At 58.3% G+C, this 23,656-nt stretch carries 25 protein-coding genes; 15 read left to right on the forward strand and 10 right to left on the reverse strand.

Going from position 1 to position 23,656, the window contains the following annotated elements; genetic code table 11:
- The first annotated feature begins 40 nt into the window (after positions 1–40).
- Positions 41–1,189, forward strand: a complete 1,149-nt coding sequence (locus KPHS_51030) for a mannitol-1-phosphate dehydrogenase (protein YP_005229403.1) — start codon at positions 41–43, stop codon at positions 1,187–1,189.
- Positions 1,189–1,785: a mannitol repressor protein gene (locus tag KPHS_51040; protein YP_005229404.1), complete on the forward strand. Its 597-nt coding sequence runs from the start codon at positions 1,189–1,191 to the stop codon at positions 1,783–1,785. The genes KPHS_51030 and KPHS_51040 overlap by 1 nt, the downstream gene beginning before the upstream one ends.
- Here the strand turns inward: KPHS_51040 and KPHS_51050 are convergent.
- Positions 1,774–1,998: a hypothetical protein gene (locus KPHS_51050; protein ID YP_005229405.1), complete on the reverse strand. Its 225-nt coding sequence runs from the start codon at positions 1,996–1,998 to the stop codon at positions 1,774–1,776. The two genes, KPHS_51040 and KPHS_51050, sit on opposite strands and share 12 nt — an antisense overlap.
- 272 nt (positions 1,999–2,270) lie before the next feature.
- Between KPHS_51050 and KPHS_51060 the strand changes: the two genes are divergently transcribed.
- From KPHS_51060 to KPHS_51100, 5 genes are all read left to right on the forward strand, one after another.
- Positions 2,271–2,633 carry a YibL family ribosome-associated protein gene (locus KPHS_51060; RefSeq protein YP_005229406.1) on the forward strand — a complete coding sequence of 121 codons (363 nt, stop codon included), beginning with the start codon at positions 2,271–2,273 and terminating at the stop codon, positions 2,631–2,633.
- Positions 2,634–2,918: 285 nt separating this feature from the next.
- On the forward strand, positions 2,919–4,574 hold the full coding sequence (locus KPHS_51070) for an L-lactate permease (protein YP_005229407.1): 1,656 nt from the start codon (positions 2,919–2,921) through the stop codon (positions 4,572–4,574).
- Positions 4,571–5,344, forward strand: a complete 774-nt coding sequence (locus tag KPHS_51080; protein YP_005229408.1) for a DNA-binding transcriptional repressor LldR — start codon at positions 4,571–4,573, stop codon at positions 5,342–5,344. Before KPHS_51070 ends, KPHS_51080 begins: the two co-directional genes overlap by 4 nt.
- On the forward strand, positions 5,344–6,528 hold the full coding sequence (locus KPHS_51090) for an L-lactate dehydrogenase (protein YP_005229409.1): 1,185 nt from the start codon (positions 5,344–5,346) through the stop codon (positions 6,526–6,528). The genes KPHS_51080 and KPHS_51090 overlap by 1 nt, the downstream gene beginning before the upstream one ends.
- Positions 6,529–6,620: 92 nt before the next feature.
- A complete protein-coding gene (locus KPHS_51100) occupies positions 6,621–7,094 on the forward strand; it encodes a putative tRNA/rRNA methyltransferase YibK (protein YP_005229410.1) in 474 nt (157 codons plus the stop codon).
- Positions 7,095–7,175: 81 nt separating this feature from the next.
- Here KPHS_51100 and KPHS_51110 read toward each other — a convergent pair whose 3' ends face one another.
- The 5 genes from KPHS_51110 to KPHS_51150 form a co-directional block, all read right to left on the reverse strand.
- Complete coding sequence (locus tag KPHS_51110; RefSeq protein YP_005229411.1) at positions 7,176–7,997, reverse strand: serine acetyltransferase; 822 nt, start codon at positions 7,995–7,997, stop codon at positions 7,176–7,178.
- Positions 7,998–8,070: 73 nt separating this feature from the next.
- Positions 8,071–9,090: an NAD(P)H-dependent glycerol-3-phosphate dehydrogenase gene (locus KPHS_51120; protein ID YP_005229412.1), complete on the reverse strand. Its 1,020-nt coding sequence runs from the start codon at positions 9,088–9,090 to the stop codon at positions 8,071–8,073.
- A complete protein-coding gene (locus KPHS_51130; RefSeq protein ID YP_005229413.1) occupies positions 9,090–9,557 on the reverse strand; it encodes a preprotein translocase subunit SecB in 468 nt (155 codons plus the stop codon). The genes KPHS_51120 and KPHS_51130 overlap by 1 nt, the downstream gene beginning before the upstream one ends.
- Before the next feature lie 60 nt (positions 9,558–9,617).
- A complete protein-coding gene (locus KPHS_51140; protein YP_005229414.1) occupies positions 9,618–9,869 on the reverse strand; it encodes a glutaredoxin 3 in 252 nt (83 codons plus the stop codon).
- A gap of 104 nt (positions 9,870–9,973) precedes the next feature.
- A complete protein-coding gene (locus KPHS_51150) occupies positions 9,974–10,405 on the reverse strand; it encodes a putative phosphatase (protein ID YP_005229415.1) in 432 nt (143 codons plus the stop codon).
- A 245-nt stretch (positions 10,406–10,650) separates the two neighbouring features.
- Between KPHS_51150 and KPHS_51160 the strand changes: the two genes are divergently transcribed.
- From KPHS_51160 to KPHS_51180, 3 genes are read left to right on the forward strand one after another with little or no spacing between them, the layout of a single operon-like run.
- Positions 10,651–12,195, forward strand: a complete 1,545-nt coding sequence (locus tag KPHS_51160; protein ID YP_005229416.1) for a phosphoglyceromutase — start codon at positions 10,651–10,653, stop codon at positions 12,193–12,195.
- 9 nt (positions 12,196–12,204) lie between these two features.
- Positions 12,205–13,476 carry a murein hydrolase activator EnvC gene (locus KPHS_51170; protein YP_005229417.1) on the forward strand — a complete coding sequence of 424 codons (1,272 nt, stop codon included), beginning with the start codon at positions 12,205–12,207 and terminating at the stop codon, positions 13,474–13,476.
- 3 nt (positions 13,477–13,479) lie between these two features.
- Positions 13,480–14,427 carry a divergent polysaccharide deacetylase family protein gene (locus KPHS_51180; protein YP_005229418.1) on the forward strand — a complete coding sequence of 316 codons (948 nt, stop codon included), beginning with the start codon at positions 13,480–13,482 and terminating at the stop codon, positions 14,425–14,427.
- A gap of 5 nt (positions 14,428–14,432) precedes the next feature.
- Here KPHS_51180 and KPHS_51190 read toward each other — a convergent pair whose 3' ends face one another.
- The 3 genes from KPHS_51190 to KPHS_51210 all read right to left on the reverse strand — a co-directional run bounded on the left by KPHS_51190 (position 14,433) and on the right by KPHS_51210 (position 17,621).
- On the reverse strand, positions 14,433–15,170 hold the full coding sequence (locus KPHS_51190) for a putative family 2 glycosyl transferase (RefSeq protein YP_005229419.1): 738 nt from the start codon (positions 15,168–15,170) through the stop codon (positions 14,433–14,435).
- 219 nt (positions 15,171–15,389) lie between these two features.
- A complete protein-coding gene (locus tag KPHS_51200; RefSeq protein YP_005229420.1) occupies positions 15,390–16,415 on the reverse strand; it encodes an L-threonine 3-dehydrogenase in 1,026 nt (341 codons plus the stop codon).
- A 12-nt stretch (positions 16,416–16,427) separates the two neighbouring features.
- Positions 16,428–17,621: a 2-amino-3-ketobutyrate coenzyme A ligase gene (locus KPHS_51210; RefSeq protein ID YP_005229421.1), complete on the reverse strand. Its 1,194-nt coding sequence runs from the start codon at positions 17,619–17,621 to the stop codon at positions 16,428–16,430.
- A 213-nt stretch (positions 17,622–17,834) separates the two neighbouring features.
- Here KPHS_51210 and KPHS_51220 point away from each other — a divergent pair, with 213 nt between their 5' ends.
- From KPHS_51220 to KPHS_51260, 5 genes are read left to right on the forward strand one after another with little or no spacing between them, the layout of a single operon-like run.
- The gene (locus KPHS_51220; RefSeq protein YP_005229422.1) at positions 17,835–18,767 is read left to right on the forward strand and encodes an ADP-L-glycero-D-manno-heptose-6-epimerase; all 933 of its coding nucleotides are present in this window, start codon (positions 17,835–17,837) and stop codon (positions 18,765–18,767) included.
- 39 nt (positions 18,768–18,806) lie between these two features.
- Positions 18,807–19,835, forward strand: a complete 1,029-nt coding sequence (locus tag KPHS_51230; protein YP_005229423.1) for an ADP-heptose--LPS heptosyltransferase — start codon at positions 18,807–18,809, stop codon at positions 19,833–19,835.
- A gap of 3 nt (positions 19,836–19,838) precedes the next feature.
- Positions 19,839–20,810 (forward strand): heptosyltransferase I, encoded by a 972-nt coding sequence (locus tag KPHS_51240; RefSeq protein YP_005229424.1) that lies wholly within the window; start codon positions 19,839–19,841, stop codon positions 20,808–20,810.
- Complete coding sequence (locus tag KPHS_51250; RefSeq protein YP_005229425.1) at positions 20,810–21,718, forward strand: putative glycosyltransferase; 909 nt, start codon at positions 20,810–20,812, stop codon at positions 21,716–21,718. Before KPHS_51240 ends, KPHS_51250 begins: the two co-directional genes overlap by 1 nt.
- On the forward strand, positions 21,696–22,865 hold the full coding sequence (locus KPHS_51260) for an O-antigen polymerase (protein YP_005229426.1): 1,170 nt from the start codon (positions 21,696–21,698) through the stop codon (positions 22,863–22,865). Before KPHS_51250 ends, KPHS_51260 begins: the two co-directional genes overlap by 23 nt.
- Positions 22,866–22,908: 43 nt before the next feature.
- Here the strand turns inward: KPHS_51260 and KPHS_51270 are convergent, their stop codons facing one another.
- Positions 22,909–23,631 carry a putative heptosyl transferase gene (locus tag KPHS_51270; protein YP_005229427.1) on the reverse strand — a complete coding sequence of 241 codons (723 nt, stop codon included), beginning with the start codon at positions 23,629–23,631 and terminating at the stop codon, positions 22,909–22,911.
- Between the last annotated feature and the right edge of the window lie 25 nt (positions 23,632–23,656).

A 23,656-nucleotide genomic window follows, 5' to 3' on the forward strand; every position in this document is an offset into this window, starting at 1 on the left:
CAGCCCTCTCAGGTGAAAACATTAATTGAAGGTTAATACTATGAAAGCATTACATTTTGGCGCAGGTAATATCGGACGTGGCTTTATCGGTAAATTGCTGGCCGACGCGGGCATCGAACTGACGTTTGCCGATGTCAATCAGACCGTACTTGATGCCCTGAATGCCCGTCATAGCTATCAGGTTCACGTCGTCGGTGAGAATGAGCAGGTGGACACCGTCTCCGGCGTCAATGCCGTCAGCAGCATCGGCGATGAGGTTGTGGACCTGATCGCTGAAGTGGATCTGGTCACCACCGCCGTCGGTCCCGTCGTGCTCGAGCGCATCGCGCCAGCGATCGCCAAAGGGCTGGCGCAGCGCAAAGCGCAGGGCACCGAACGCCCCCTGAACATCATCGCCTGCGAAAATATGGTGCGCGGCACCACGCAGTTAAAAGGCCACGTGTTTAACGCGCTGGCGGAAGAAGATAAAGCGTGGGTGGAAGCGCATATCGGCTTTGTCGACTCTGCCGTTGACCGTATTGTGCCGCCATCGGCTTCCGCCACTCATGACCCGCTGGAAGTCACCGTGGAAACCTTTAGCGAATGGATTGTCGATAAGACTCAGTTCAAGGGCGCGCTGCCGACTATCCCGGGAATGGAATTAACTGATAACCTGATGGCATTTGTCGAACGCAAGCTCTTCACCTTGAACACCGGGCATGCTATAACCGCCTACCTCGGAAAACTGGCGGGCCATCAGACGATTCGCGACGCGATCCTCGACCAGAAAATTCGTGCCGTCGTGCAGGGCGCGATGGAAGAGAGCGGCGCGGTGCTGATCAAACGTTACGCCTTTGACCCGCAGAAGCACGCGGCTTATATCCAGAAAATACTTGGCCGTTTCGAGAACCCGTACCTGAAAGACGATGTTGAGCGCGTTGGCCGTCAGCCGCTGCGCAAACTGAGCGCTGGCGACCGTTTAATTAAGCCGCTGCTGGGTACACTGGAATACGGGCTGCCGCACCGCAACCTGGTGAAAGGGATTGCGGCGGCGATGCATTTCCGTAGCGAAGACGATCCGCAGGCGCAGGAGCTGGCGGCACTGATCGCCGACAAGGGGCCGCAGGCCGCGCTGGCGCAGATTTCCGGCCTGGATGCCGCAAGTGATGTCGTCGCGGAGGCCGTTAACGACTACAACGCGGAAAAATGATGCACAACCTGGCGCGGCCGACGTCGCGCCCATTACGACTCCTGTCAGATATGCAGGCAATGATGGAAGAAACACAAGCATTTGAAAACCGTGTGCTTGAGCGTCTGAATGCTGGCAAAACCGTACGAAGCTTCCTGATCGCCACCGTCGAGCTGTTAACGGAAGCGGTCAATATTCTGGTGCTTCAGGTGTTCCGTAAAGACGACTACGCGGTGAAATACGCCGTCGAGCCCTTGCTGGAGGGCAGCGGGCCGCTCGGCGATCTCTCTGTACGCCTGAAGCTGATTTATGGCCTTGGGGTGATAAGTCGTGCCGAATATGAAGACGCTGAGCTGCTGATGGCCCTGCGCGAAGAGCTTAACCACGACGGCAATGAGTACAGCTTTACCGACGACGAAATTATCGGTCCGTTCGGCGAGCTGCACTGCGTCGCCGCCCTGCCGCCAACGCCGCAATTTGATGACAGCGATGCCGAACTGCTGGCAATGCAGAAACTGCGTTACCAGCAGATGGTGCGCTCAACGATGGTGCTGTCCCTGACTGAGCTGATTTCACGAATCAGCTTAAAAAAAGCCTTTCAGAAATCAACGCTCTGATTCCGGTTCCGTCTGGTCGCAGGTCGGCCGGTAAAGCTGACGATAATATTCCAGACGCTGCAGGAACAACGCTTCCTTATCCTGAGGAATGTCTCGCGGTACATGCTGCAGACGCGGAGACTTTTTCAAATACTCCATAAACGCCTGACTGGAAGCCATAAAATCAACCGCTTTGTCGATTAAACGTGGTACGCCGTCGCCGATCTTTGCCATCACGTCCTCCTTTTGGGAATAATCTGATTAAGCATTAGCCAATTCACCAGCGTGGGTTAAGGAAAACGTGCTTATCTGCCGACAGGCTTCACAGAAATGAAATTAGAACGGGTATTAGGCGGAATATTAATAAAATTCAAATTATTAGCGATAAATGATATTGCATTCCGCGGGCGACAAACGGCGAATTTTTGATAAATAGCTATCAACAATAGCGGTCACGGCACATACTATAGGCGAATGAAGCCCCTTTATTAACAGATCAAATCACCATGAAAGAAGTCGAAAAGAATGAAATCAAGCGTCTGAGCGATCGTCTCGACGCCATCCGCCACCAGCAGGCCGAGCTGTCGCTGGTGGAAGCCGCCGATAAATATGCTGAACTGGAAAAAGAAAAAGCCACTCTGGAAACGGAGATTGAACGTCTGCGTTCCGTCCAGAGCCAGAAGCTGAGCAAAGAGGCGCAGAAACTGATGAGCCTGCCGTTCCGCCGCGCGATTACCAAAAAAGAGCAGGCCGATATGGGCAAGCTGAAGAAAAGCGTTCGCGGCTTGGTGGTTGTCCATCCGATGACCGCCCTGGGCCGGGAAATGGGTCTGAAAGAGATGACCGGTTTCGCCCGCAGCGAATTTTGATCCCCAGTCCTCTCCGTACGGAGAGGGCTATTCTGTCTTCACTCCCCCACATTTTTACCTTCAGCCGGGTCGATTGGTCCAACCAATAATTTCATCCACCCCCTGGCAGTTCACAAATCCGTCAAAACCCATCACAAACACGTTGCTTAAGAGTAACATCTGATTAACCATTCATTGTCATCAACCCTGATACCCTTAATTGGCCGGGCCAATTTTACTTTTGGTGGGATCGGCAATGAGCGCAGACTCAGCCCTCCTCTCCTGGCGGCCCGATGGAGACCCTGCATGAATCTCTGGCAACAAAACTACGATCCCGCCGGTAATATCTGGCTATCCAGTCTTATCGCATCGCTACCGATTCTGTTTTTCTTTTTTGCGCTGATTAAGCTCAAACTGAAAGGCTACATCGCTGCCACCTGGACCGTCGCAATCGCGCTGGTCGTTGCCTTACTGTTCTATAAAATGCCGGTGGACCGCGCCTTAGCCTCGGTGGTCTACGGCTTCTTCTACGGCCTGTGGCCTATCGCGTGGATTATTATCGCCGCGGTCTTCGTCTATAAAATCTCGGTGAAGACCGGACAGTTCGACATCATCCGCTCATCGATTCTGTCGATTACGCCGGACCAGCGCCTGCAGATGCTGATCGTCGGCTTCTCGTTCGGCGCCTTTCTCGAAGGGGCGGCGGGTTTCGGCGCACCGGTGGCGATTACCGCCGCGCTGCTGGTTGGTCTCGGGTTTAACCCGCTGTATGCGGCTGGCCTGTGCCTGATCGTCAACACCGCGCCGGTGGCCTTCGGCGCGATGGGCATCCCGATTCTGGTCGCCGGCCAGGTGACCGGTATCGATAGCTTCGCCATCGGCCAGATGGTGGGCCGCCAGCTGCCGTTCCTGACCATTATCGTGCTGTTCTGGATCATGGCGATTATGGACGGCTGGCGCGGCATTAAAGAGACCTGGCCGGCGGTGATAGTCGCAGGCGGTTCGTTCGCTATTGCCCAGTACCTCAGCTCTAACTTCCTTGGCCCGGAGCTGCCGGATATCATCTCGTCGCTGGTCTCCCTGGTCTGTCTGACCCTGTTCCTCAAACGCTGGCAGCCGGTACGCATCTTCCGCTTCGGCGATCTCGGCGCCTCGCAGGTGGATATGACGCTGGCCCGCACACGCTACACGGCGGGACAAGTGATCCGCGCCTGGTCGCCGTTCCTGTTCCTGACCGCCACCGTGACCCTGTGGAGCGTGCCGCCATTCAAAGCGCTGTTCGCTCCTGGCGGCGCGATGTATGACTTCGTTATCAATATTTCGGTACCATTCCTCGACAAAATGGTTGCCCGTATGCCGCCGGTGGTTAGCGCCGCGACGCCCTACGCCGCGGTGTATAAATTCGACTGGCTGTCGGCAACCGGCACCGCCATTCTGTTCGCCGCCCTGCTGTCCATCGTCTGGCTGCGCATGAAGCCGAAAGATGCGCTGACCACCTTCGCCGGGACGCTGAAGGATCTGGCGCTGCCGATCTACTCTATCGGCATGGTGCTGGCGTTCGCCTTTATCTCTAACTATTCCGGGCTGTCGTCGACCCTGGCCCTGGCGCTGGCCCATACCGGCCACGCGTTTACCTTCTTCTCGCCGTTCCTTGGCTGGCTGGGGGTATTCCTGACCGGTTCGGACACCTCGTCTAACGCCCTGTTCGCCGCGCTGCAGGCAACGGCGGCGCAGCAGATTGGCGTCTCCGATATTCTGCTGGTCGCGGCCAATACCACCGGCGGCGTTACCGGCAAGATGATTTCCCCGCAGTCGATCGCCATCGCCTGCGCCGCGGTAGGCCTGGTGGGCAAAGAGTCGGATCTGTTCCGCTTTACCGTCAAACATAGCCTGATCTTCACCTGCATGGTGGGGCTGATCACCACGCTGCAGGCCTACGTTTTAACCTGGATGATCCCGTGATAGTGATGCCTAAACGCCTGGCCGACGACGTGGCGCGTCGCGTCCGGGCGCTGATTGAAGAACAACAGCTGGAGGCGGGCATGCGACTGCCCGCCGAGCGCCAGCTCGCCGCCCAGCTCGGCGTCTCACGCAATTCCCTGCGCGAAGCGCTGGCGATGCTGGTCAATGAAGGGGTGCTGTTGAGCCGTCGCGGCGGCGGCACCTTCGTCCGCTTTCAGCATGAGCCGTGGTCAGAGCAAAACATCGTCCAGCCGCTGAAGACGCTGCTGGCCGATGACCCGGACTACAGCTTCGATATCCTCGAAGCTCGCCACGCCATCGAAGCCAGCACCGCGTGGCACGCGGCGATGCGCGCCACCGACGCCGATAAAGAAAAAATTCGTCTGTGCTTTGAAGCGACCCAGAGTGAAGACCCGGATATCGCCTCGCAGGCGGATGTCCGCTTTCACCTGGCGATCGCCGAAGCCTCGCATAACGTGGTGCTCCTGCAAACCATGCGCGGCTTTTTCGACCTGCTGCACTCCTCCGTTAAGCAGAGCCGCCAGCGCATGTATCAGGTGCCGCCGGTGTTTGCCCGCCTGACCGAACAGCACCAGGCCGTCATGGAGGCGATTGTCGCCGGCGACGCCGAGGCGGCGCGCCAGGCGATGATGGGCCACTTAGGCTTTGTCCACGCCACCATCAAACGTTTTGATGAAGACCAGGCCCGCCAGGCGCGAATTACCCGCCTGCCCGGTGACCACAATGAAAATTCCAGGGAGAACTCGTGATGATTATTTCCGCCGCCAGCGACTATCGCGCCGCCGCACAGCGTATCCTGCCGCCGTTTCTGTTCCACTATATTGACGGCGGCGCCTACGCCGAACATACCCTGCGCCGCAACGTCGAGGACCTTTCCGATGTAGCCTTGCGCCAGCGTATTTTGCGCAATATGTCGGACCTGAGTCTGGAAACGACGTTATTCAACGAGAAGCTGGCGATGCCGACGGCGTTGGCGCCGGTCGGGCTGTGCGGGATGTACGCCCGCCGCGGCGAAGTGCAGGCCGCCGGCGCGGCGGACGACAAAGGCATTCCGTTCACCCTCTCTACCGTTTCCGTCTGCCCGATCGAAGAGGTCGCCCCGACCATCAAGCGCCCGATGTGGTTCCAGCTGTATGTCCTGCGCGACCGCGGCTTTATGCGCAATGCGCTGGAGCGCGCCAAAGCCGCCGGCTGCTCGACGCTGGTCTTTACCGTCGATATGCCGACTCCCGGCGCCCGCTACCGCGACGCCCATTCCGGCATGAGCGGCCCGAACGCCGCCCTGCGCCGCTACTGGCAGGCCGTCACCCATCCGCAGTGGGCGTGGGACGTCGGCCTTAACGGTCGCCCGCACGATCTGGGCAATATCTCCGCCTATCTCGGCAAACCGACCGGGCTTGAGGATTACATTGGCTGGCTGGCGAATAACTTCGATCCGTCGATTTCATGGAAAGACCTGGAGTGGATCCGCGATTTCTGGGACGGTCCGATGGTGATCAAAGGGATCCTCGATCCGGAGGACGCCCGCGACGCGGTGCGCTTCGGCGCTGACGGCATTGTCGTCTCCAACCACGGCGGCCGCCAGCTCGATGGCGTGCTCTCCTCGGCCCGCGCCCTGCCGGCAATTGCCGACGCGGTGAAAGGCGACATCACTATTCTCGCAGACAGCGGCATCCGCAACGGGCTCGACGTGGTGCGGATGATCGCCCTGGGCGCCGACAGCGTACTGCTGGGCCGCGCTTACCTGTACGCCCTGGCGACCCACGGTAAGCAGGGCGTGGCGAATCTGCTGAACCTCATCGAGAAAGAGATGAAAGTGGCGATGACCCTCACCGGGGCGAAAAGTATCCGTGAAATCAGCCGTGATTCGCTGGTGCAGAACGCCGAAGCGCTGCAGACCTTCGATGCGCTGAAGCAGAATAACGCCGCGTAATTCTCCACGTTTTCCCTTACGCCGCCCCTCTCCCTCAGGGTGAGGGTTCGCCAAATATCTGCTATTCTGCCCCCCGCAATTAAGGGGGCAGTATGCTGAACATCGTGTTATTCGAACCAGAGATCCCGCCGAACACCGGGAATATTATCCGCCTGTGCGCCAACACGGGCTTCAGTCTGCATATCATTGAGCCGATGGGCTTCACCTGGGACGATAAACGCCTGAGACGCGCCGGACTGGACTATCACGAGTTCACTGCCGTGCAGCGCCATGCGGATTACGCGGCGTTTGTCGCCAGCGCGCAGCCGCAGCGTCTGTTCGCCCTGACCACCAAAGGCACGCCTGCGCACAGCGCAGTGAGCTATCAGGACGGCGATTTCTTGATGTTTGGCCCGGAAACCCGCGGTCTGCCGGCCAGCATCCTCGATGCCCTGCCGCCGGAGCAGAAAATCCGTATTCCGATGATGCCGGACAGCCGCAGTATGAACCTGTCAAACGCGGTGTCGGTGGTGGTGTATGAAGCCTGGCGCCAGCTGGGGTATCCTGGCGCGGTCTTGCGCAGCTAACCTGAGCGGTTCCCGGATTACGGCGCGTTGCGCCTTATCCGGGCTACATTTCTGTGCTTAGCAGCGGCAAATGGCAATACATCAAATCCCATCGCCGTACTCGAAGGTGTGGTGGATGCCATTGAAATGCTGATCCATATCCATCGCCGGCTTGTCGCTCTCCGGCTTGCCGACGATACGCGCCGGTACGCCCGCCGCGGTGGTGTGCGGCGGAACCGGCTGCAATACCACCGAACCGGCGCCAATCTTCGCGCCACGCCCGACTTCAATATTGCCGAGGATCTTCGCCCCGGCGCCAATCATTACGCCTTCGCGAATTTTCGGATGACGGTCGCCGCTGGTTTTACCGGTCCCGCCGAGGGTGACCGACTGCAGAATAGAGACGTCATCTTCAATCACCGCCGTTTCGCCGACCACAATGCCGGTGGCATGGTCGAGCATGATCCCGCGGCCGATTTTCGCCGCCGGGTGGATATCCACCTGGAAAGAGACGGAGACCTGATTTTGCAGGAAAATCGCCAGCGCGCGTCGCCCCTGAGTCCACAGCCAGTGGCCGATACGATAGGCTTGCAAGGCATGGAAACCCTTCAGATAGAGCAACGGCGTGGAGTATTTATCCACCGCCGGGTCGCGCGTGCGCACCGCCTGAATATCGCAGGCGGCGGAGGCGATCATTTCCGGATCGGCGGCGTAGGCCTCTTCCACCACTTCGCGAATGGCGATCGCCGGCATAATCGGGGAAGCCAGCTTGTTGGCCAGCATATAGCTCAGCGCGCTGCCGAGATTTTCATGCTTGAGTAGCGTTGCGTGGTAAAAACTGGCGAGCATCGGCTCACAGTCAGCCAAAGCCCGGGCTTCGGCTTTAATATTATTCCAGACGATATCCAGTTCTTCACACGGCATTGCATACTCCAGGCGATATAGTAATGACCTGCCAGTTCTGCGCTGGCAGGGTCATTCAGGTGACAAAGGAAAGCTAATTGCTGCTGCGCTCGTCCTTGCGGGCGCGACCCAATAAGGTCAATGCTGCCTCGCGCGCAATTTTTCCGCAATACAATACCTGATAAATTTCCTCGGTTATTGGCATTTCGACACCTAAACGCTGTGCCAGAACGCGAACTTCCTTGGTATTGCGGTAGCCTTCAACCACCTGGCCAATCTTGTCCTGGGCGCTCTGCACGTCCATACCCTGGCCGAGCATCATGCCGAAGCGACGGTTACGGGACTGGTTGTCGGTGCAGGTGAGCACCAGGTCACCGAGGCCGGCCATGCCCATAAAGGTTTCCGGATCGGCGCCCAGCGCCGCGCCGAGGCGGGACATTTCCACCAGCCCACGGGTAATCAGCGCCGTACGCGCATTGGCGCCGAAGCCGATGCCATCCGACATACCTGCCCCGATGGCAATGACGTTTTTCACCGCGCCGCCGAGCTGCACGCCGATAAAGTCCGGGTTGATGTAGACGCGGAAGCTTTTGCCGCAGTGCAGTAGGCGCTGAAGGTCTTCCGCAAACTGCGGATCCGTGGCCGCCAGCGAAATCGCCGTCGGCAGGCCGGCGGCCAGCTCTTTGGCGAAGGTTGGCCCCGAGATCACCGCCAGCGGAATATCATCGCCCAGCGCTTCACGCGCCACGTCCTGCAGCAGACGGCCGGTTTCGGCCTCCAGGCCTTTGGTGGCCCACACCAGCCGCGCGTCGGAACGCATCAGCGGTTTAATCTGGCGTAACACCTGACCGAATACATGGCTCGGCACCACGACAAGGATGTCGCGGCTGGCGGCCAGCGCGGTGGCCAGGTCGCTCTCAAGATGCAGCGTATCCGGGAAAGGCACATCGGGAAGGAACGCGGCGTTGCAGCGATCGTGTTGCAGCGTCGCGATATGTTTCGGGTCATGGCCCCACAGCACAACGTGGTGGCCATTTCTTGCCAGGGTGATGGCAAGAGCGGTGCCGTAAGAGCCGGCACCGATCACAGTCATTGCAGCATTAAGTGCGTTCATCAGGCATCCTGATGTTGTTCAGCACCTTCGCCAGCCTGCTGCTGCAGATAGTTCATGAACAGCGCGTCGAAGTTCACTGGCGCAAGGTTAAGTTGCGGGAAGGTGCCGCGGGAAACCAGGCTGGTGATGCACTCGCGCGCGTACGGGAACAGAATGTTCGGGCAGTATGCGCCGAGGCAGTGCGCCATCTGGGTGCCTTCGATGCCGTCGATGGAGAAAATACCGCCCTGCTGTACTTCACAGAGGAACGCGGTTTCTTCGCCCAGCGCAGCGGTCACGGTCACACGCAGCACCACTTCATAAACGCCTTCAGCCAGCTGGGTGGAGGCGGTATCCAGATCAAGTTTAACTTCCGGCTGCCAGTCTTTCTGGAAAACTTGCGGCGCGTTCGGCGCTTCAAAAGAGATATCTTTGGTATAGATACGCTGGATCTGGAAGGTCATTTCGGTGCTGTTTTGTTCTGACATAGTAAAACCCTTTCGTGTTGTCCTTAAATACGCGCTTCCGCCAGGGAAAGCGCGCAAAAATTAGCGCAAGAGGGGATCAAGTCCACCACGTGAATCAAGCGCATACAAGTCGTCACAGCCGCCAATGTGCTGCGCATCAATAAAAATCTGCGGAACCGTCGTCCGTCCGCTGCGCTGGATCATCTCCTCACGCTTCGCGGCATCGCCATCGATCGGCAACTCATGGAACGTTACGCCTTTGCTGTTCAGCAGCGCTTTCGCGCGGATGCAGAACGGGCAGGTCGCTTTGGTGTAGATCTCAATATTGGCCATGACTTCACTCCTGTTGTTACCCTGAGGGTTTTACGCCGCAGCCTGTGTTCCCTTCACGTCAGGCGTGAAGGAGAAAACGCGGCGGCATCACCACGCGAGGTAAGTTATTTGCCGCGTACCAGAGGGAGGTTTTCGCCGCTCCAGCCAGCAATGCCCTCTTTCAGTACAAAGACTTTTTCAAACCCGGCTTTGTTCAGCGCGCTGGCGGGCTCTTGCGCCTGCATGCCGGAACCGTCTACCACAATAATGGGTTGCGATTTGTGTTTTTCCAACTCGCCGACGTTATTGGCTTTGATATCGCTGGGCAGCAGGTTAATAGCGCCGGCAATATGGCCTTTACGGAAATCGTCACGCTGACGCAGGTCGACCACCACCGCATCTTCTTTATTGATAAGACGCGTCGCTTCACCACGGGTGATGACTTTAACTTTCGACATCAGCCCCTTGAAGGTGGTGAACACTACCGCACCCAGCAGCGCGATCCACGCGATGCTCAGGACCGGGTGACGGCCGATGAATTGCATAATTTCTTGCATGGGGGGTTACAACTCCCGACTAAGTGAGAAAAAAACCAGGAAAGGAGTATACCTGTGCCTTGCGGCAATTACAGCCAGTGAGCGCGATGTAATGTATTTTCTGCGGGCGGTGGCGAAAAAAAGCCGCTCTCGCTGACCCGGCGCGGCCCGGCCGCTCCCTTTCTTTGATCTTTCACGGGGATTTAAACGATTCAGCTGTAGTAAAATTACGCAAAATTTCTGTCTTTGAGCATGAGGTTGTCGCAATGTCGGTTTCTAAAAAACCTATGGTACTGGTGATTCTGGATGGCTACGGCTATCGCGAAGACCAACAGGATAACGCCATTTATAGCGCTAAAACGCCGGTAATGGACGCGCTGTGGGCCAAACGTCCACATACCCTGATCGATGCATCCGGCCTCGAAGTCGGCCTGCCGGACCGTCAGATGGGGAACTCCGAAGTAGGCCACGTCAACCTGGGCGCCGGTCGTATCGTCTATCAGGACCTGACCCGTCTCGATGTGGAAATTAAAGAACGCACCTTCTTCGCCAACCCGGTACTGACCGCCGCGGTCGATAAAGCGGTTGCCGCCGGCAAAGCAGTACATATCATGGGCCTGATGTCGCCAGGCGGCGTCCACAGCCACGAAGATCACATCATGGCGATGGTGGAGCTGGCGGCAGAGCGCGGCGCTGAGAAGATCTACCTGCACGCCTTCCTCGACGGCCGTGATACGCCGCCGCGCAGTGCGGAAAAAACGCTGGCGACATTCGAAGCCAAATTTGCCGCGCTGGGCAAAGGTCGCATCGCGTCGCTCATCGGCCGCTATTACGCCATGGACCGCGACAACCGCTGGGATCGCGTGGAACAAGCTTATGATCTGCTGACCCTGGCCAAAGGCGAATTCCAGGCCGATACCGCCGTCGCGGGTCTGCAGGCCGCCTACGCCCGTGACGAAAACGACGAATTCGTGAAAGCCACCGTTATCCGCGCCGCCGGCCAGGCCGATGCCGCGATGGAAGACGGCGACGCGCTGATCTTCATGAACTTCCGTGCCGACCGCGCGCGTGAAATCACCCGCGCCTTCGTCAACGCCGACTTCGACGGCTTTGCGCGTAAGAAAGTGGTTAATCTCGATTTCGTGATGCTCACCGAATACGCCGCCGACATCAAAGTCGCCTGCGCCTACCCGCCCGCCTCGCTGGCCAATACCTTCGGCGAGTGGATGGCGAAGCACGATAAAACCCAGCTGCGTATCTCCGAAACTGAAAAATACGCTCACGTCACCTTCTTCTTCAACGGCGGCGTAGAAGAGCCGTTTAAAGGCGAAGAGCGGATCCTGATTAACTCGCCGAAAGTGGCGACCTACGATCTGCAGCCGGAAATGAGCTCCGCCGAGCTGACCGAGAAACTGGTCGCCGCCATCAAAGGCGGAAAATACGATACCATCATCTGTAACTACCCGAACGGCGATATGGTTGGCCATACCGGGGTGATGGAAGCTGCCGTAAAAGCGGTTGAAGCGCTGGATCGCTGCATCGACCAGGTGGCTCAGGCGGTGGAATCCGTTGGCGGCCAGCTGCTGATCACCGCCGACCACGGCAACGCCGAGCAGATGCGCGACCCGGCCACCGGCCAGGCGCACACCGCCCATACCAATCTGCCGGTTCCGCTGATCTACGTCGGTAATAAAGCGGTCAAAGCGGTCAACGGCGGCAAACTTTCCGACATCGCCCCGACCATGCTGTCGCTGATGGGAATGGAAATCCCGCAAGAGATGACTGGCAAGCCGCTGTTCATCGTGGAATAATCCTTCCCCATGAGGGGAAAGGCGATGTATTCAACTACATGGATCGCAGCGGCAGTTCGATCCGTCCTTTACGCCAGCGCGCTCAGCGCTGGCGTATTGCTGTGCGCGTCATCTGCGCATGCCGACGATCGCGATCAGCTAAAGTCCATCCAGGCCGACATCGCCGCCAGGCAGCGGGCGATTAAGCAACAGCAGCAGCAGCGCGCAAGCCTGCTCGCCCAGCTCAAAGCGCAGGAAGAGGCGATCGCCGCCGCGGCCCGCAAACTGCGCGAAACCCAGGATAGCCTGAACCAGCTCAATAAGCAGATTGACGAGATGAACGCCGCTCTCGCGAAGCTGGAGCGCCAGCGCGCGTCTCAGGAGCGGAACCTCGCCGCGCAGCTCGATGCCGCTTTCCGCCAGGGGCCGCATACCGGCATCCAGATGGTGCTCAGCGGTGAAGAGGGCCAGCGCAATCAGCGGATGCAGGTCTATTTCAGCTATTTCAACCAGGCCCGCCAGGAGACTATCGCGGAGTTGAAGAAAACGCGCGAAGAGATGGCGGTGCAAAAGTCGATGCTCGAAGAAAAACAGAGCCAGCAGCAAACGCTGGTCTACGAGCAAAAGGCCCAGCAGGCGAAGCTGGAGCAGGCGCGTAACGAACGGAAAAAGACCCTTTCCGGCCTGGAGTCTTCCATTCAGCAGGGTCAGCAACAATTAAGTGAATTACGGGCTAACGAATCGCGCCTACGCGGTCGTATCGCCCAGGCGGAGGCTGCCGCCAAAGCCCGCGCCGATCGGGAAGCACGCGACGCGCAGGCGGTGCGCGACCGCCAGCAGGAAGCATCGCGCAAAGGCACTACCTATAAACCAACGGAAAGCGAGCGTTCGCTGATGTCACGCACCGGCGGGCTGGGCTCGCCGCGCGGTCAGGCGTTCTGGCCGGTTCGCGGTCCGCTCCTTCATCGATATGGCGAACAGCTGCAAGGTGAACTACGTTGGAAAGGGATGGTTATCGCCGCGTCTGAAGGCACCGAAGTCAGAGCCATTGCCGATGGTCGGGTCATTCTGGCCGACTGGCTGCAGGGCTATGGTCTGGTGGTGGTGGTCGAACATGGCAAAGGCGACATGAGCCTGTATGGCTATAACCAAAGCGCGCTGGTCAGCGTTGGCACCCAGGTGCGTGCCGGCCAGCCTATCGCGCTCGTAGGCAGCAGCGGCGGTCAGGGCCGTCCGTCGCTCTATTTCGAAATTCGCCGCCAGGGTCAGGCGGTCAATCCACAGCCGTGGTTGGGAAGATAAGTTTTGCTTCAATTTCGCGCAATTGCTCTTGCCGTAGCCGGTTCGCTGGCTCTGGCGGCGCCAGCGTTCGCTGGCAAACTCTCCATCGTTATTGACGATTTTGGCTACCGCCCGCAGACCGAGAATCAGGTGCTGGCGCTGCCGGCAACTATCTCCGTCGCCGTGCTGCCGAACGCGCCGCACGCCCGGGAAATGGCCACTAAAGCGCATAATCAGGGCCATGAAGTGCTCATCCATCTGCCAATGGCGCCGCTCAGCAAACAGCCGCTGGAAAAAGACACCCTGCGTCCCGAAATGAGCAGCGAGGAGATCGAGCGCATTATTCGCGAGGCTTACGGCAAAGTCCCTTACGCCGTCGGGCTGAATAACCATATGGGCAGCGCGATGACCTCCAACCTGTTTGGCATGCAGAAGGTGATGCAGGCCCTGGAGCGCTACAATCTCTATTTTCTCGACAGCGTCACCATCGGCAACACCCAGGCCATGCGCGCCGCGCAGGGTACCGGCGTGAAGGTGATTAAGCGCAAAGTGTTTCTCGACGATACGCAGAATGAAGCCGATATCCGCAACCAGTTCAATCGCGCCATCGCCCTGGCGCGGCGCAACGGTTCGGCGATAGCCATTGGCCATCCGCATCCGACGACGGTGCGGGTGCTGCAGCAGATGGTCTATAACCTGCCGCCGGATATCACGCTGGTGCGCCCGAGCAGCCTGCTGAACGAGCCGCAGGTCGACAACTCGACGCCAAACTACGCCCAGCCGCCTGCGCAACAAACGCAGCAGAAGCCGCGTAATCCGTTCCATGGCGTGAAGTCTTGCAAACCGAAGCGCCCGCTGGAGCCTGTGAACGCCAGCCGCTTCTTCACTATCCTCAGCGATAGCATCAGCCAGAGCGCGCTGATCCAGTACTATCGCCTCAAATGGCAGGGCTGGGACAACCCCGGCAACTAGACTACTCAGGGGTCCGTTCGCTTTTGCGCGACGGGCGCCTGGTTATCTTCGTGGGCGTACCACGCCTTAAAATATTTCAGAAAGCTGTAAAACGTCGCGTACAGGCCGGTCACCACGCCGACCTTGCCATAGCGCCACGCCCCGCTAAACAGATACCACTTAAAGAAAGCGCCAATGGCGCTGACGATCCCCCGCGTCAGCGAAGGTTTGATCTGCTGGTACTTCACCAGCCGGGTGGTATAGCTGTTCAGCTTATTAAACACTTCATGCAGCGAATAAAAGGTATCGTGGCGAACGAAGCCCGGCAGCCTGACGGAGCTCGCGTGTCCGACCACCTGGTCATCCACCGGCCGATCGTTAAACCGCGCCTGCTGGCGGTTAAAGAGGCGCACCGGATAATCCGGTGAGGAAATGGGGTAGATCGTCCGTACCTGTTTGCCTAGCACAAACCAGTAGCGCGGCAGACGCCAGGCGCAGGTCGGGTCAGGCTCCTCCCCCGCTTTTAGCGCCTGAATGGCCGTCACCACGTCATTATCAAGAATTTCGTCGCTGTCCATGCACAGCACCCAGTCATGGCTGGCCAGCCCGATGGCATAGTTCATCTGCGCGCCGTGGGCTTTATAGGCATGGTGATGGACGGTGAGACCAAACTGCTGACAAATAGCGACGGTTTCGTCGGTACTGCCGGAGTCGACGACGATACATTCATCGGCCACCTTCAGCAGAGGCGGCAGCACCTCCATCAGCAGGCGCGCAGAGTTACAGGTCAGTAAGCATACGGAGAGTTTAAGCATGATAGTTACAAAGTTAAACTGCGACTAAACACACTGTATAAGCGAATAACCGTAAAATCGATGTAGAAATTGTGCGCTTAATATTAAGCAGGCTAAAAATGTTATCCAAATCTAAATTAAGGCGCCCGCAGGCGCCTTTTTTGCTGATTTTTACGCCAGCATGGGGGATTAGTCCCAGCTCAAAACCACTTTACCGGACTGGCCGGAGCGCATCGCGTCAAAACCTTTCTGGAAGTCATCAATGCCGAAGCGGTGGGTGATGATCGGTGAGAGATCCAGACCAGACTGGATCAGCGCCGCCATCTTGTACCAGGTTTCGAACATTTCGCGACCATAGATACCTTTGATAAACAGCCCTTTGAAGATGACCTTGGTCCAGTCGATGGACATATCCGACGGCGGGATACCCAGCATCGCGATACGGCCGCCGTGGTTCATGGTATCAAGCATGCTGCGAAACGCCGGCGGCGCGCCGGACATCTCCAGACCCACATCGAAACCTTCGGTCATCCCCAGCTCGGCCATCACGTCATTAAGGTTCTCTTTGGCCACGTTCACCGCGCGGGTAACGCCCATTTTGCGCGCCAGCTCAAGACGGTACTCGTTGACGTCGGTGATCACCACGTTACGCGCGCCGACGTGTTTCGCTACCGCCGCCGCCATCACGCCGATCGGACCGGCACCGGAAACCAGCACGTCTTCCCCGACCAGATCGAAGGAGAGCGCGGTGTGCACCGCGTTGCCGAACGGGTCGAAGATAGACGCCAGGTCATCAGAGATATTGTCGGGGATTTTAAAGGCGTTAAAGGCCGGGATCACCAGATACTCAGCAAAGCAGCCCGGGCGGTTGACGCCCACGCCGATGGTGTTGCGGCACAGATGGGTGCGGCCCGCGCGGCAGTTACGGCAGTGGCCGCAGGTGATATGCCCTTCGCCGGAGACGCGGTCGCCAATCTTAAAGCCGCGCACTTCCTGACCAATCCCCACCACTTCGCCGACATATTCGTGACCGACCACCATCGGCACCGGAATGGTCTTCTGCGACCACTCATCCCAGTTGTAGATGTGCACGTCGGTCCCGCAAATGGCGGTCTTGCGGATTTTAATCAGCAGATCGTTATGGCCGACTTCCGGTTCCGGTACGTCGGTCATCCAGATGCCTTCTTCCGCTTTCAGTTTGGATAACGCTTTCATCTCATACCCTTATTAGGCGATGACGCCCAGTTGTTTGCCGATGCGGGTAAAGGCTTCCACCGCACGCTCAATTTGTTCAGGAGTATGCGCCGCCGACATCTGGGTGCGAATACGCGCCTGGCCTTTCGGTACCACCGGATAGAAGAAGCCGGTGACATAGATCCCTTCTTTCTGCAGCTCGCGGGCAAAGTTCTGCGCCACCACCGCCTCGCCCAGCATCACCGGAATGATGGCGTGGTCGGCGCCGGCCAGCGTGAAGCCTGCCGCGGTCATTTTTTCGCGGAACAGACGCGCGTTAGCCCACAGGCGATCGCGCAGGTCTGCCCCCTCTTCAACCATCTCCAGCACTTTGATGGAGGCGGCCACGATGGCCGGCGCCAGAGAGTTGGAGAACAGATACGGACGGGAGCGCTGGCGCAGCCACTCAACCACCTCTTTGCGCGCGGCGGTGTAGCCGCCGGAGGCGCCGCCCAGCGCTTTACCCAACGTGCCGGTGATGATATCGACGCGCCCCATCACATCGCAGTATTCGTGGGAGCCGCGGCCGTTTTCGCCGACGAAGCCGACGGCGTGGGAGTCATCGACCATCACCAGCGCATCGTATTTATCCGCCAGGTCGCAAACGCCTTGCAGGTTGGCGATCACGCCATCCATCGAGAACACGCCGTCGGTGGCGATCAGCACGTGACGCGCGCCGGCCTCGCGAGCTTCTTTCAGACGCGCCTCCAGCTCTTGCATATCGTTGTTGGCATAGCGGAAGCGCTTCGCTTTACACAGACGCACGCCGTCGATGATCGAGGCATGGTTCAGGGCGTCGGAGATAATGGCGTCTTCCGGGCCGAGCAGCGTTTCAAACAGGCCGCCGTTGGCGTCGAAGCAGGAGGAGTAGAGGATCGCGTCTTCCATACCGAGGAAATCGGCCAGCTTCTTCTCCAGCTGCTTATGCGTATCCTGGGTGCCGCAGATGAAGCGTACCGAGGCCATCCCGAAACCGTGGCTGTCCATGCCGGATTTCGCCGCGGCAATCAGTTCCGGGTGGTTCGCCAGACCCAGATAGTTATTGGCGCAGAAGTTAATCACGTGGCTGTCGCCGACGGTAATGTCCGCCTGCTGCGCCGAGGTGATGATGCGCTCTTCTTTGAACAACCCTTCGGCCCGAGCGGTCTCCAGATTGCTAGTTAACTGTTTGTAGAAATCACCACGCATTGCAACTCTCCAGATTCGGCAAAATTTGGCACATATTACCCAAAGCTATACGCTGATACGAGATGATGCAGGCTTGAATGAATTATTTGCAGCATAAATCACGTCAGCCCAGCACCTTATTCTGCGAATGGCTGTAGGCTTGCTCATGTGGTGATATGATAAGAGCATTCATGTCCGGATTGTCTCCGGGCTCTCAACTTCAAAGGTACAGTTATGATCATCGTTACCGGCGGCGCAGGCTTTATCGGCAGCAACATCGTTAAAGCGCTGAATGACAAAGGCATCACCGACATTCTGGTTGTCGACAATCTGAAAGACGGCACCAAGTTTGTAAACCTGGTTGACCTGAACATCGCTGACTACATGGATAAAGAAGACTTTCTGATCCAGATTATGGCGGGTGAAGAGTTCGGTGAAATCGAAGCAATCTTCCACGAAGGCGCGTGCTCTTCCACTACCGAGTGGGATGGCAAGTACATGATGGACAACAACTATCAGTACTCCAAAGAGCTGCTGCACTACTGCCTGGAGCGCGAAATCCCGTTCCTGTACGCCTCCTCCGCGGCCACCTATGGCGGACGCACCAGCGACTTCATCGAGTCCCGCGAGTACGAACAGCCGCTGAACGTTTACGGCTACTCCAAATTCCTGTTCGACGAATACGTCCGCCAGATCCTGCCGGAAGCCAATTCGCAGATCGTCGGCTTCCGCTACTTTAACGTCTACGGGCCGCGCGAAGGCCACAAAGGCAGCATGGCGAGCGTCGCTTTCCACCTCAATACCCAGCTGAATAATGGCGAAAGCCCGAAACTGTTTGAAGGCAGCGACGGCTTCAAGCGCGACTTCGTCTACGTGGGCGACGTGGCTGACGTCAACCTGTGGTTCTGGGAAAACGGCGTTTCCGGCATCTTTAACCTCGGCACCGGCCGTGCGGAATCCTTCCAGGCCGTCGCCGATGCGACCCTGGCGTACCACAAAAAAGGCAGCATCGAGTACATCCCGTTCCCGGACAAACTGAAAGGCCGCTACCAGGCGTTCACTCAGGCGGATCTGACTAACCTGCGCAAAGCGGGCTATGACAAACCGTTCAAAACCGTTGCCGAAGGCGTAACGGAATATATGGCCTGGCTAAACCGCGACGCGTAAGAAACAAGCATGAAAATATTGGTGGTAGGCCCGTCTTGGGTGGGCGACATGATGATGTCGCAAAGTCTTTATCGTACGCTCAGGGCGCGCTATCCCCAGGCGATTATCGACGTGATGGCGCCAGCCTGGTGCCGTCCGTTGCTTTCGCGCATGCCGGAAGTGAACGAAGCGATCCCGATGCCGCTGGGTCACGGCGCGCTGGCTATCGGCGAACGCCGCAAGCTCGGCCACAGCCTGCGCGAGCGTCGCTACGATCGCGCTTACGTGCTGCCGAACTCGTTTAAATCGGCATTAGTCCCTTTCTTTGCCAATATCCCGCTGCGCACCGGCTGGCGCGGCGAGATGCGCTACGGCCTGCTCAACGACGCCCGAGTGCTGGACAAAGACGCCTGGCCGCTGATGGTGGAACGCTACGTGGCGCTGGCCTACGACAACGGCGTGATGCGCTGCGCCAAAGATCTGCCGCAGCCGCTGCTGTGGCCGCAGCTGCAGGTCAACGAAGGGGAAAAGTCGCAGGCCTGCAGCGCCTTTAACCTGTCCAACGATCGGCCGATCGTCGGCTTCTGCCCCGGCGCGGAGTTCGGCCCGGCCAAACGCTGGCCGCACTATCATTATGCTGCGCTGGCGAAAAAGCTTATCGACGATGGCTATCAGATTGCGCTTTTCGGCTCGGCGAAAGATAACGAGGCCGGCAAAGAGATCATCGCCGCCCTCAGCAGCGAGCAGCAGGCCTGGTGCCGTAATCTGGCGGGTGAAACCCAGCTGGAGCAGGCGGTCATTCTGATCGCCGCCTGTAAAGCTGTAGTGACTAACGATTCGGGGCTGATGCACGTCGCCGCAGCGCTGGACCGCCCGCTGGTGGCGCTGTATGGCCCGAGCAGTCCGGACTTTACCCCGCCGCTGTCGCATAAAGCGCGGGTTATCCGTCTGATTACCGGCTACCACAAGGTGCGCAAAGGCGATGCCGCCGAAGGCTATCATCAGAGCCTGATCGACATCACCCCAGAACGCGTCCTGCAAGAGCTGAACGAACTGTTAGCGGAAAAAACCGAGCACGAGGAAGCGTAACGGATGCGGGTATTGATCGTTAAAACCTCCTCCATGGGCGACGTGCTGCACACGCTGCCCGCGCTAACCGACGCCGCGCAGGCTATCCCCGGCATCCGCTTCGACTGGGTGGTTGAAGAGGGTTTCGCGCAGATCCCCTCCTGGCATGAAAGCGTCGAGCGGGTTATCCCGGTGGCGATCCGCCGCTGGCGCAAAGCCTGGTTTTCCGCGCCGATCAAAGCCGAGCGTCAAGCCTTTCGCGAGGCCGTTCAGGCGGTAAAGTATGACGCCATCATCGATGCCCAAGGGCTGGTAAAAAGCGCCGCGCTGGTTACTCGCCTGGCGCACGGCGTCAAGCACGGTATGGACTGGCAAACGGCCCGCGAGCCGCTGGCGAGCCTGTTTTACAACCGCCGCCACCATATCGCGAAACAGCAGCACGCGGTGGAGCGTACCCGTGAGCTGTTCGCCAAAAGCCTTGGCTACGCGAAACCCCAGACCCAGGGGGATTACGCCATTGCGCGCCATTTCCTGCAGCACGAGGCTAGCGCTGCCGCGCCCTATCTGGTGTTTCTGCACGCCACCACCCGCGACGATAAGCACTGGCCGGAAACCCGCTGGCAGGAGCTTCTCGATCTGCTGGCCGACAGCGGCGTCCACATTAAGCTGCCGTGGGGGGCCCCGCACGAAGAGGCGCGGGCGAAGCGGCTGGCGGAAGGCCGGGAGTATGTCGAAGTGCTGCCGCGCATGAGCCTTGAGCAGGTGGCGCAGGTTCTGGCCGGCGCCCGGGCCGTCGTCTCGGTCGATACCGGGCTGAGCCATCTGACCGCCGCGCTGGATAAACCGAACTTTACGCTCTACGGCCCGACCGACCCGGGGCTGATTGGCGGATACGGTAAAAACCAGCATATCGTGCGGCCGGAAAACAGCGCCAGCACCGGCGATATTGCGGCCAGCCGGATTCATCTTCTCCTGCAAAATCAGGGGCTGCTCTGATGGGATCCCTGTTTAAGCAGATCTACCGCTATACGCGCCCTCGCGCGTATCGCCACAATGAAAATCTGTGGCCTTTTACCCGTATTACGCGCGCGCCAAGCGGCGAAATCAGCGCGTTACGCTATAAAGGGAAAACGGTGCCGCTGGTCAGCCTGAGCGCGCTGAAAAACAGTATGCAGGGCGAAGTCCTGCTGACCGCCACCGGCCCCTCAACCCGCAATATCGATTTTTCCCTGTTGTCGAAAACGATCCCGGTGATGGGCGTCAATGGCGCCTGGCATCTTGCCGACCGGCTGCACTTTTCACTCTATACCATCGTCGACATGGAATTTTTCGATAAGAAGCCGGACATTATCCGCGCCATTGTCAGCCAGCCGGATATTTTGCTGTTCACCACCATGCACGGGATCGCCAAAATCGTCGATCGCTATGGGGACGCGCTGCGCTGCCGTTTGGCGTTGATTGAGGACGGTTGCTATAAGATTTACCAGCCGAAAGTCGCCAGCGAAGCGATAAAGCGCACTTACCAGCAGAATGCGGCGATGTGCTTTCATCCTCAGCGCCCGGATATCTGTTTTAGCACCGATATTCGCCAGGGCATCTTTGATGCCGGCACGGTGGTCTACTGGGCGCTGCAAATTCTCGCCTGGCTGGGCTTCAATACTATCCTGGTGAGCGGCCTGGATATGACCAACTTTAACCAGCCGCGATTCTACGAAACACAACAAGAAAAATTGCCTTCTTACCTGGCAACAAAAGTGGATACCCTCGTCATGCCCTCCTTTGCGCATGCCGCGCAGGTACTGCAGCAACGCCAGATTCGGGTGATTAATTTTTCCCCAGAAAGCGCTGTGCCGGATACTATCTTCGAAAAGGTTGCGTTTAATGAGTACTTTAAAAGTGAGTAACTTCGCCAGACAGGGTTACTCGATTGTCTTTCCTTTGTTTTTATTTTTCAGCGCGATTTTTTGCATGTCCACCCGGACCAATAATCTGCTGCATTTATCGATCCTGCTGCTATTGCTGTCGCTGGTACGCCAGGAAAACCGCCAGGCGCTGGCCGGGGTGTTACGCGAGCAGTGGCAGACCTGGACGCTGCTGGCGGCTTTCTTTATCTATTACGCCCTCAGTAATGTGTGGGGCCATACGCCGCAGCATATTGACTCGCCGATCACCCACGGCGTGTATCTGACCGGGTATCTGTTGCTGATGACGATGCTGCTCAGGGACGGACGAACCCGCCGACTGGCGATGCTGGCGGTGGTCGGTGGGATCACCGTGCTCTCCCTGTGGACGCTGATTATCGACCATACGCTGGTTCTCACCGAACGAGCGGTCTCCCCCGAGAACCCCGGACCAACGAACGTTATCGACCTTGCCGGTTACTGCGGCATCGGCATTTTAATTTGCGGCATGCTACTGAAAGAAAAAGCCAGCCACTGGCTCTATCTGCCGGTGGTCATCATGCTGGTGATGCTGCTGCTCACCCAAAGCCGCGGGCCGATCATCGCCCTGGTGCTGGCGGTCGGCTGTACGCTGCACCTGCACGTCTTCACCCGCCGCAACCTGCTGATCGCCGCGGCGCTGGCCGTGCTGGTAGCGCTGCTTTTGGTCATGACGCCGGTGGGCGACATGCTGCTCGCCCGTTTCGAGGAGCTGGGCACCCAAAGCGGGCTGCGCCTGAGCATCTGGCACCATACGCTGTCGGAGATGGCCAGCCAGCCGTGGCTGGGGCGCGGTTTCAGCTATGAACTGGATTTCATCAACTACAGCGGCGAGCACATCACCACCACCCACAGTGTGTATATGGGCGCCCTGCTGAAAGGCGGCATCGTGGGGTTACTGCTGCTGTTGGCGATCATTGCCTGCGGGCTATGGCAGGCGTGGCGCAAGCGCCATACCGACAGCCGCTACAGTCTGGCGATCCTGTTTTACGCGCTGGTGTTTATGGCCTCGCAGGGGATGTTTATCATCAGCAATCCCCGGGAAACCTGGGTGCTGTTCTGGCTGCCGCTGGGCATTGCGCTCAGCAAAGGGTTGGCGGAAAAACGCTAACAAAAAGGGCCGTCAGCGGCCCTTTTTATATTAACTTTTTAAATCAACTGCGGGCGGCGACCAGCCGGTCGGCCTGCTCTTTAATCACGGGCCACACCGACTCAATCGCCACATCGGCGACATTCGCTTCTTCACAGACTATCTGCTTCGCCTTGTCATAGCCCGGCGCCCAGATGTGATAGCCGGGCAGCCCGGTATTCTTGAGTTTGCGTTTGTTATAGACCGCCACCATCGGCTTATCGAAAGCCCGGGCAATATGCACGATCGAGGTGTCCGGCGTAATGACTAAATCACAGCTGCGGATCACTTCTACGGCGGAGTTGATGGTGCTGTCGGCGATGTACAGCGCCATATCCAGCCCCAGCTGGCGGATTTTTTCACTGCGCCCCACCATCACGATACAGACCCGGTAAGGCAGAGCATGTAGCCGCTCGACCAGGGTCGCCACCTGGTGACGACAGAAGTCTTTATCCTCGGAGGCGGTAAAAGGGTTAATGGCGATACGCAGTTCGACCTCTCCGGCCTGAGAAAGCAAGCGGGCCACTTTCTCCCGCTCATGGCGGCAGCCGGGGAGATGATAGTGATACGGGCGGTCGTCAACGATGCCAAACAGCTTCACCACCTGCTTATAGCGCAGGGAAATATGGCTGTTGCCGTCAAAAAAAGCGATTGAGTGATCGTAAAGTTTATAGGGCTCTTTATTAAAACCAATCACGCTGGTCGCCCGTAAATCGGCGAGTAATTTAAAGCGTTCATAGCTGGTCACGTCATCAAAATGGCTTTGTTGAATA

The sequence above is a fragment of the Klebsiella pneumoniae subsp. pneumoniae HS11286 genome, from assembly GCF_000240185.1.
Taxonomy (GTDB): Bacteria; Pseudomonadota; Gammaproteobacteria; order Enterobacterales; family Enterobacteriaceae; genus Klebsiella; species Klebsiella pneumoniae.

Bases quoted from the DNA above. Each gene is read 5' to 3' on its own strand.
- KPHS_51030 (YP_005229403.1), top strand. From the start codon at position 41: ATGAAAGCATTACATTTTGGCGCAGGTAATATCGGACGTGGCTTTATC.
- KPHS_51040 (YP_005229404.1), top strand. From the start codon at position 1,189: ATGCACAACCTGGCGCGGCCGACGTCGCGCCCATTACGACTCCTGTCA.
- KPHS_51050 (YP_005229405.1), bottom strand. From the start codon at position 1,998: ATGGCAAAGATCGGCGACGGCGTACCACGTTTAATCGACAAAGCGGTT.
- KPHS_51060 (YP_005229406.1), top strand. From the start codon at position 2,271: ATGAAAGAAGTCGAAAAGAATGAAATCAAGCGTCTGAGCGATCGTCTC.
- KPHS_51070 (YP_005229407.1), top strand. From the start codon at position 2,919: ATGAATCTCTGGCAACAAAACTACGATCCCGCCGGTAATATCTGGCTA.
- KPHS_51090 (YP_005229409.1), top strand. From the start codon at position 5,344: ATGATTATTTCCGCCGCCAGCGACTATCGCGCCGCCGCACAGCGTATC.
- KPHS_51100 (YP_005229410.1), top strand. From the start codon at position 6,621: ATGCTGAACATCGTGTTATTCGAACCAGAGATCCCGCCGAACACCGGG.
- KPHS_51110 (YP_005229411.1), bottom strand. From the start codon at position 7,997: ATGCCGTGTGAAGAACTGGATATCGTCTGGAATAATATTAAAGCCGAA.
- KPHS_51120 (YP_005229412.1), bottom strand. From the start codon at position 9,090: ATGAACGCACTTAATGCTGCAATGACTGTGATCGGTGCCGGCTCTTAC.
- KPHS_51130 (YP_005229413.1), bottom strand. From the start codon at position 9,557: ATGTCAGAACAAAACAGCACCGAAATGACCTTCCAGATCCAGCGTATC.
- KPHS_51140 (YP_005229414.1), bottom strand. From the start codon at position 9,869: ATGGCCAATATTGAGATCTACACCAAAGCGACCTGCCCGTTCTGCATC.
- KPHS_51150 (YP_005229415.1), bottom strand. From the start codon at position 10,405: ATGCAAGAAATTATGCAATTCATCGGCCGTCACCCGGTCCTGAGCATC.
- KPHS_51160 (YP_005229416.1), top strand. From the start codon at position 10,651: ATGTCGGTTTCTAAAAAACCTATGGTACTGGTGATTCTGGATGGCTAC.
- KPHS_51170 (YP_005229417.1), top strand. From the start codon at position 12,205: ATGAGGGGAAAGGCGATGTATTCAACTACATGGATCGCAGCGGCAGTT.
- KPHS_51190 (YP_005229419.1), bottom strand. From the start codon at position 15,170: ATGGAGGTGCTGCCGCCTCTGCTGAAGGTGGCCGATGAATGTATCGTC.
- KPHS_51200 (YP_005229420.1), bottom strand. From the start codon at position 16,415: ATGAAAGCGTTATCCAAACTGAAAGCGGAAGAAGGCATCTGGATGACC.
- KPHS_51210 (YP_005229421.1), bottom strand. From the start codon at position 17,621: ATGCGTGGTGATTTCTACAAACAGTTAACTAGCAATCTGGAGACCGCT.
- KPHS_51220 (YP_005229422.1), top strand. From the start codon at position 17,835: ATGATCATCGTTACCGGCGGCGCAGGCTTTATCGGCAGCAACATCGTT.
- KPHS_51240 (YP_005229424.1), top strand. From the start codon at position 19,839: ATGCGGGTATTGATCGTTAAAACCTCCTCCATGGGCGACGTGCTGCAC.
- KPHS_51250 (YP_005229425.1), top strand. From the start codon at position 20,810: ATGGGATCCCTGTTTAAGCAGATCTACCGCTATACGCGCCCTCGCGCG.
- KPHS_51260 (YP_005229426.1), top strand. From the start codon at position 21,696: ATGAGTACTTTAAAAGTGAGTAACTTCGCCAGACAGGGTTACTCGATT.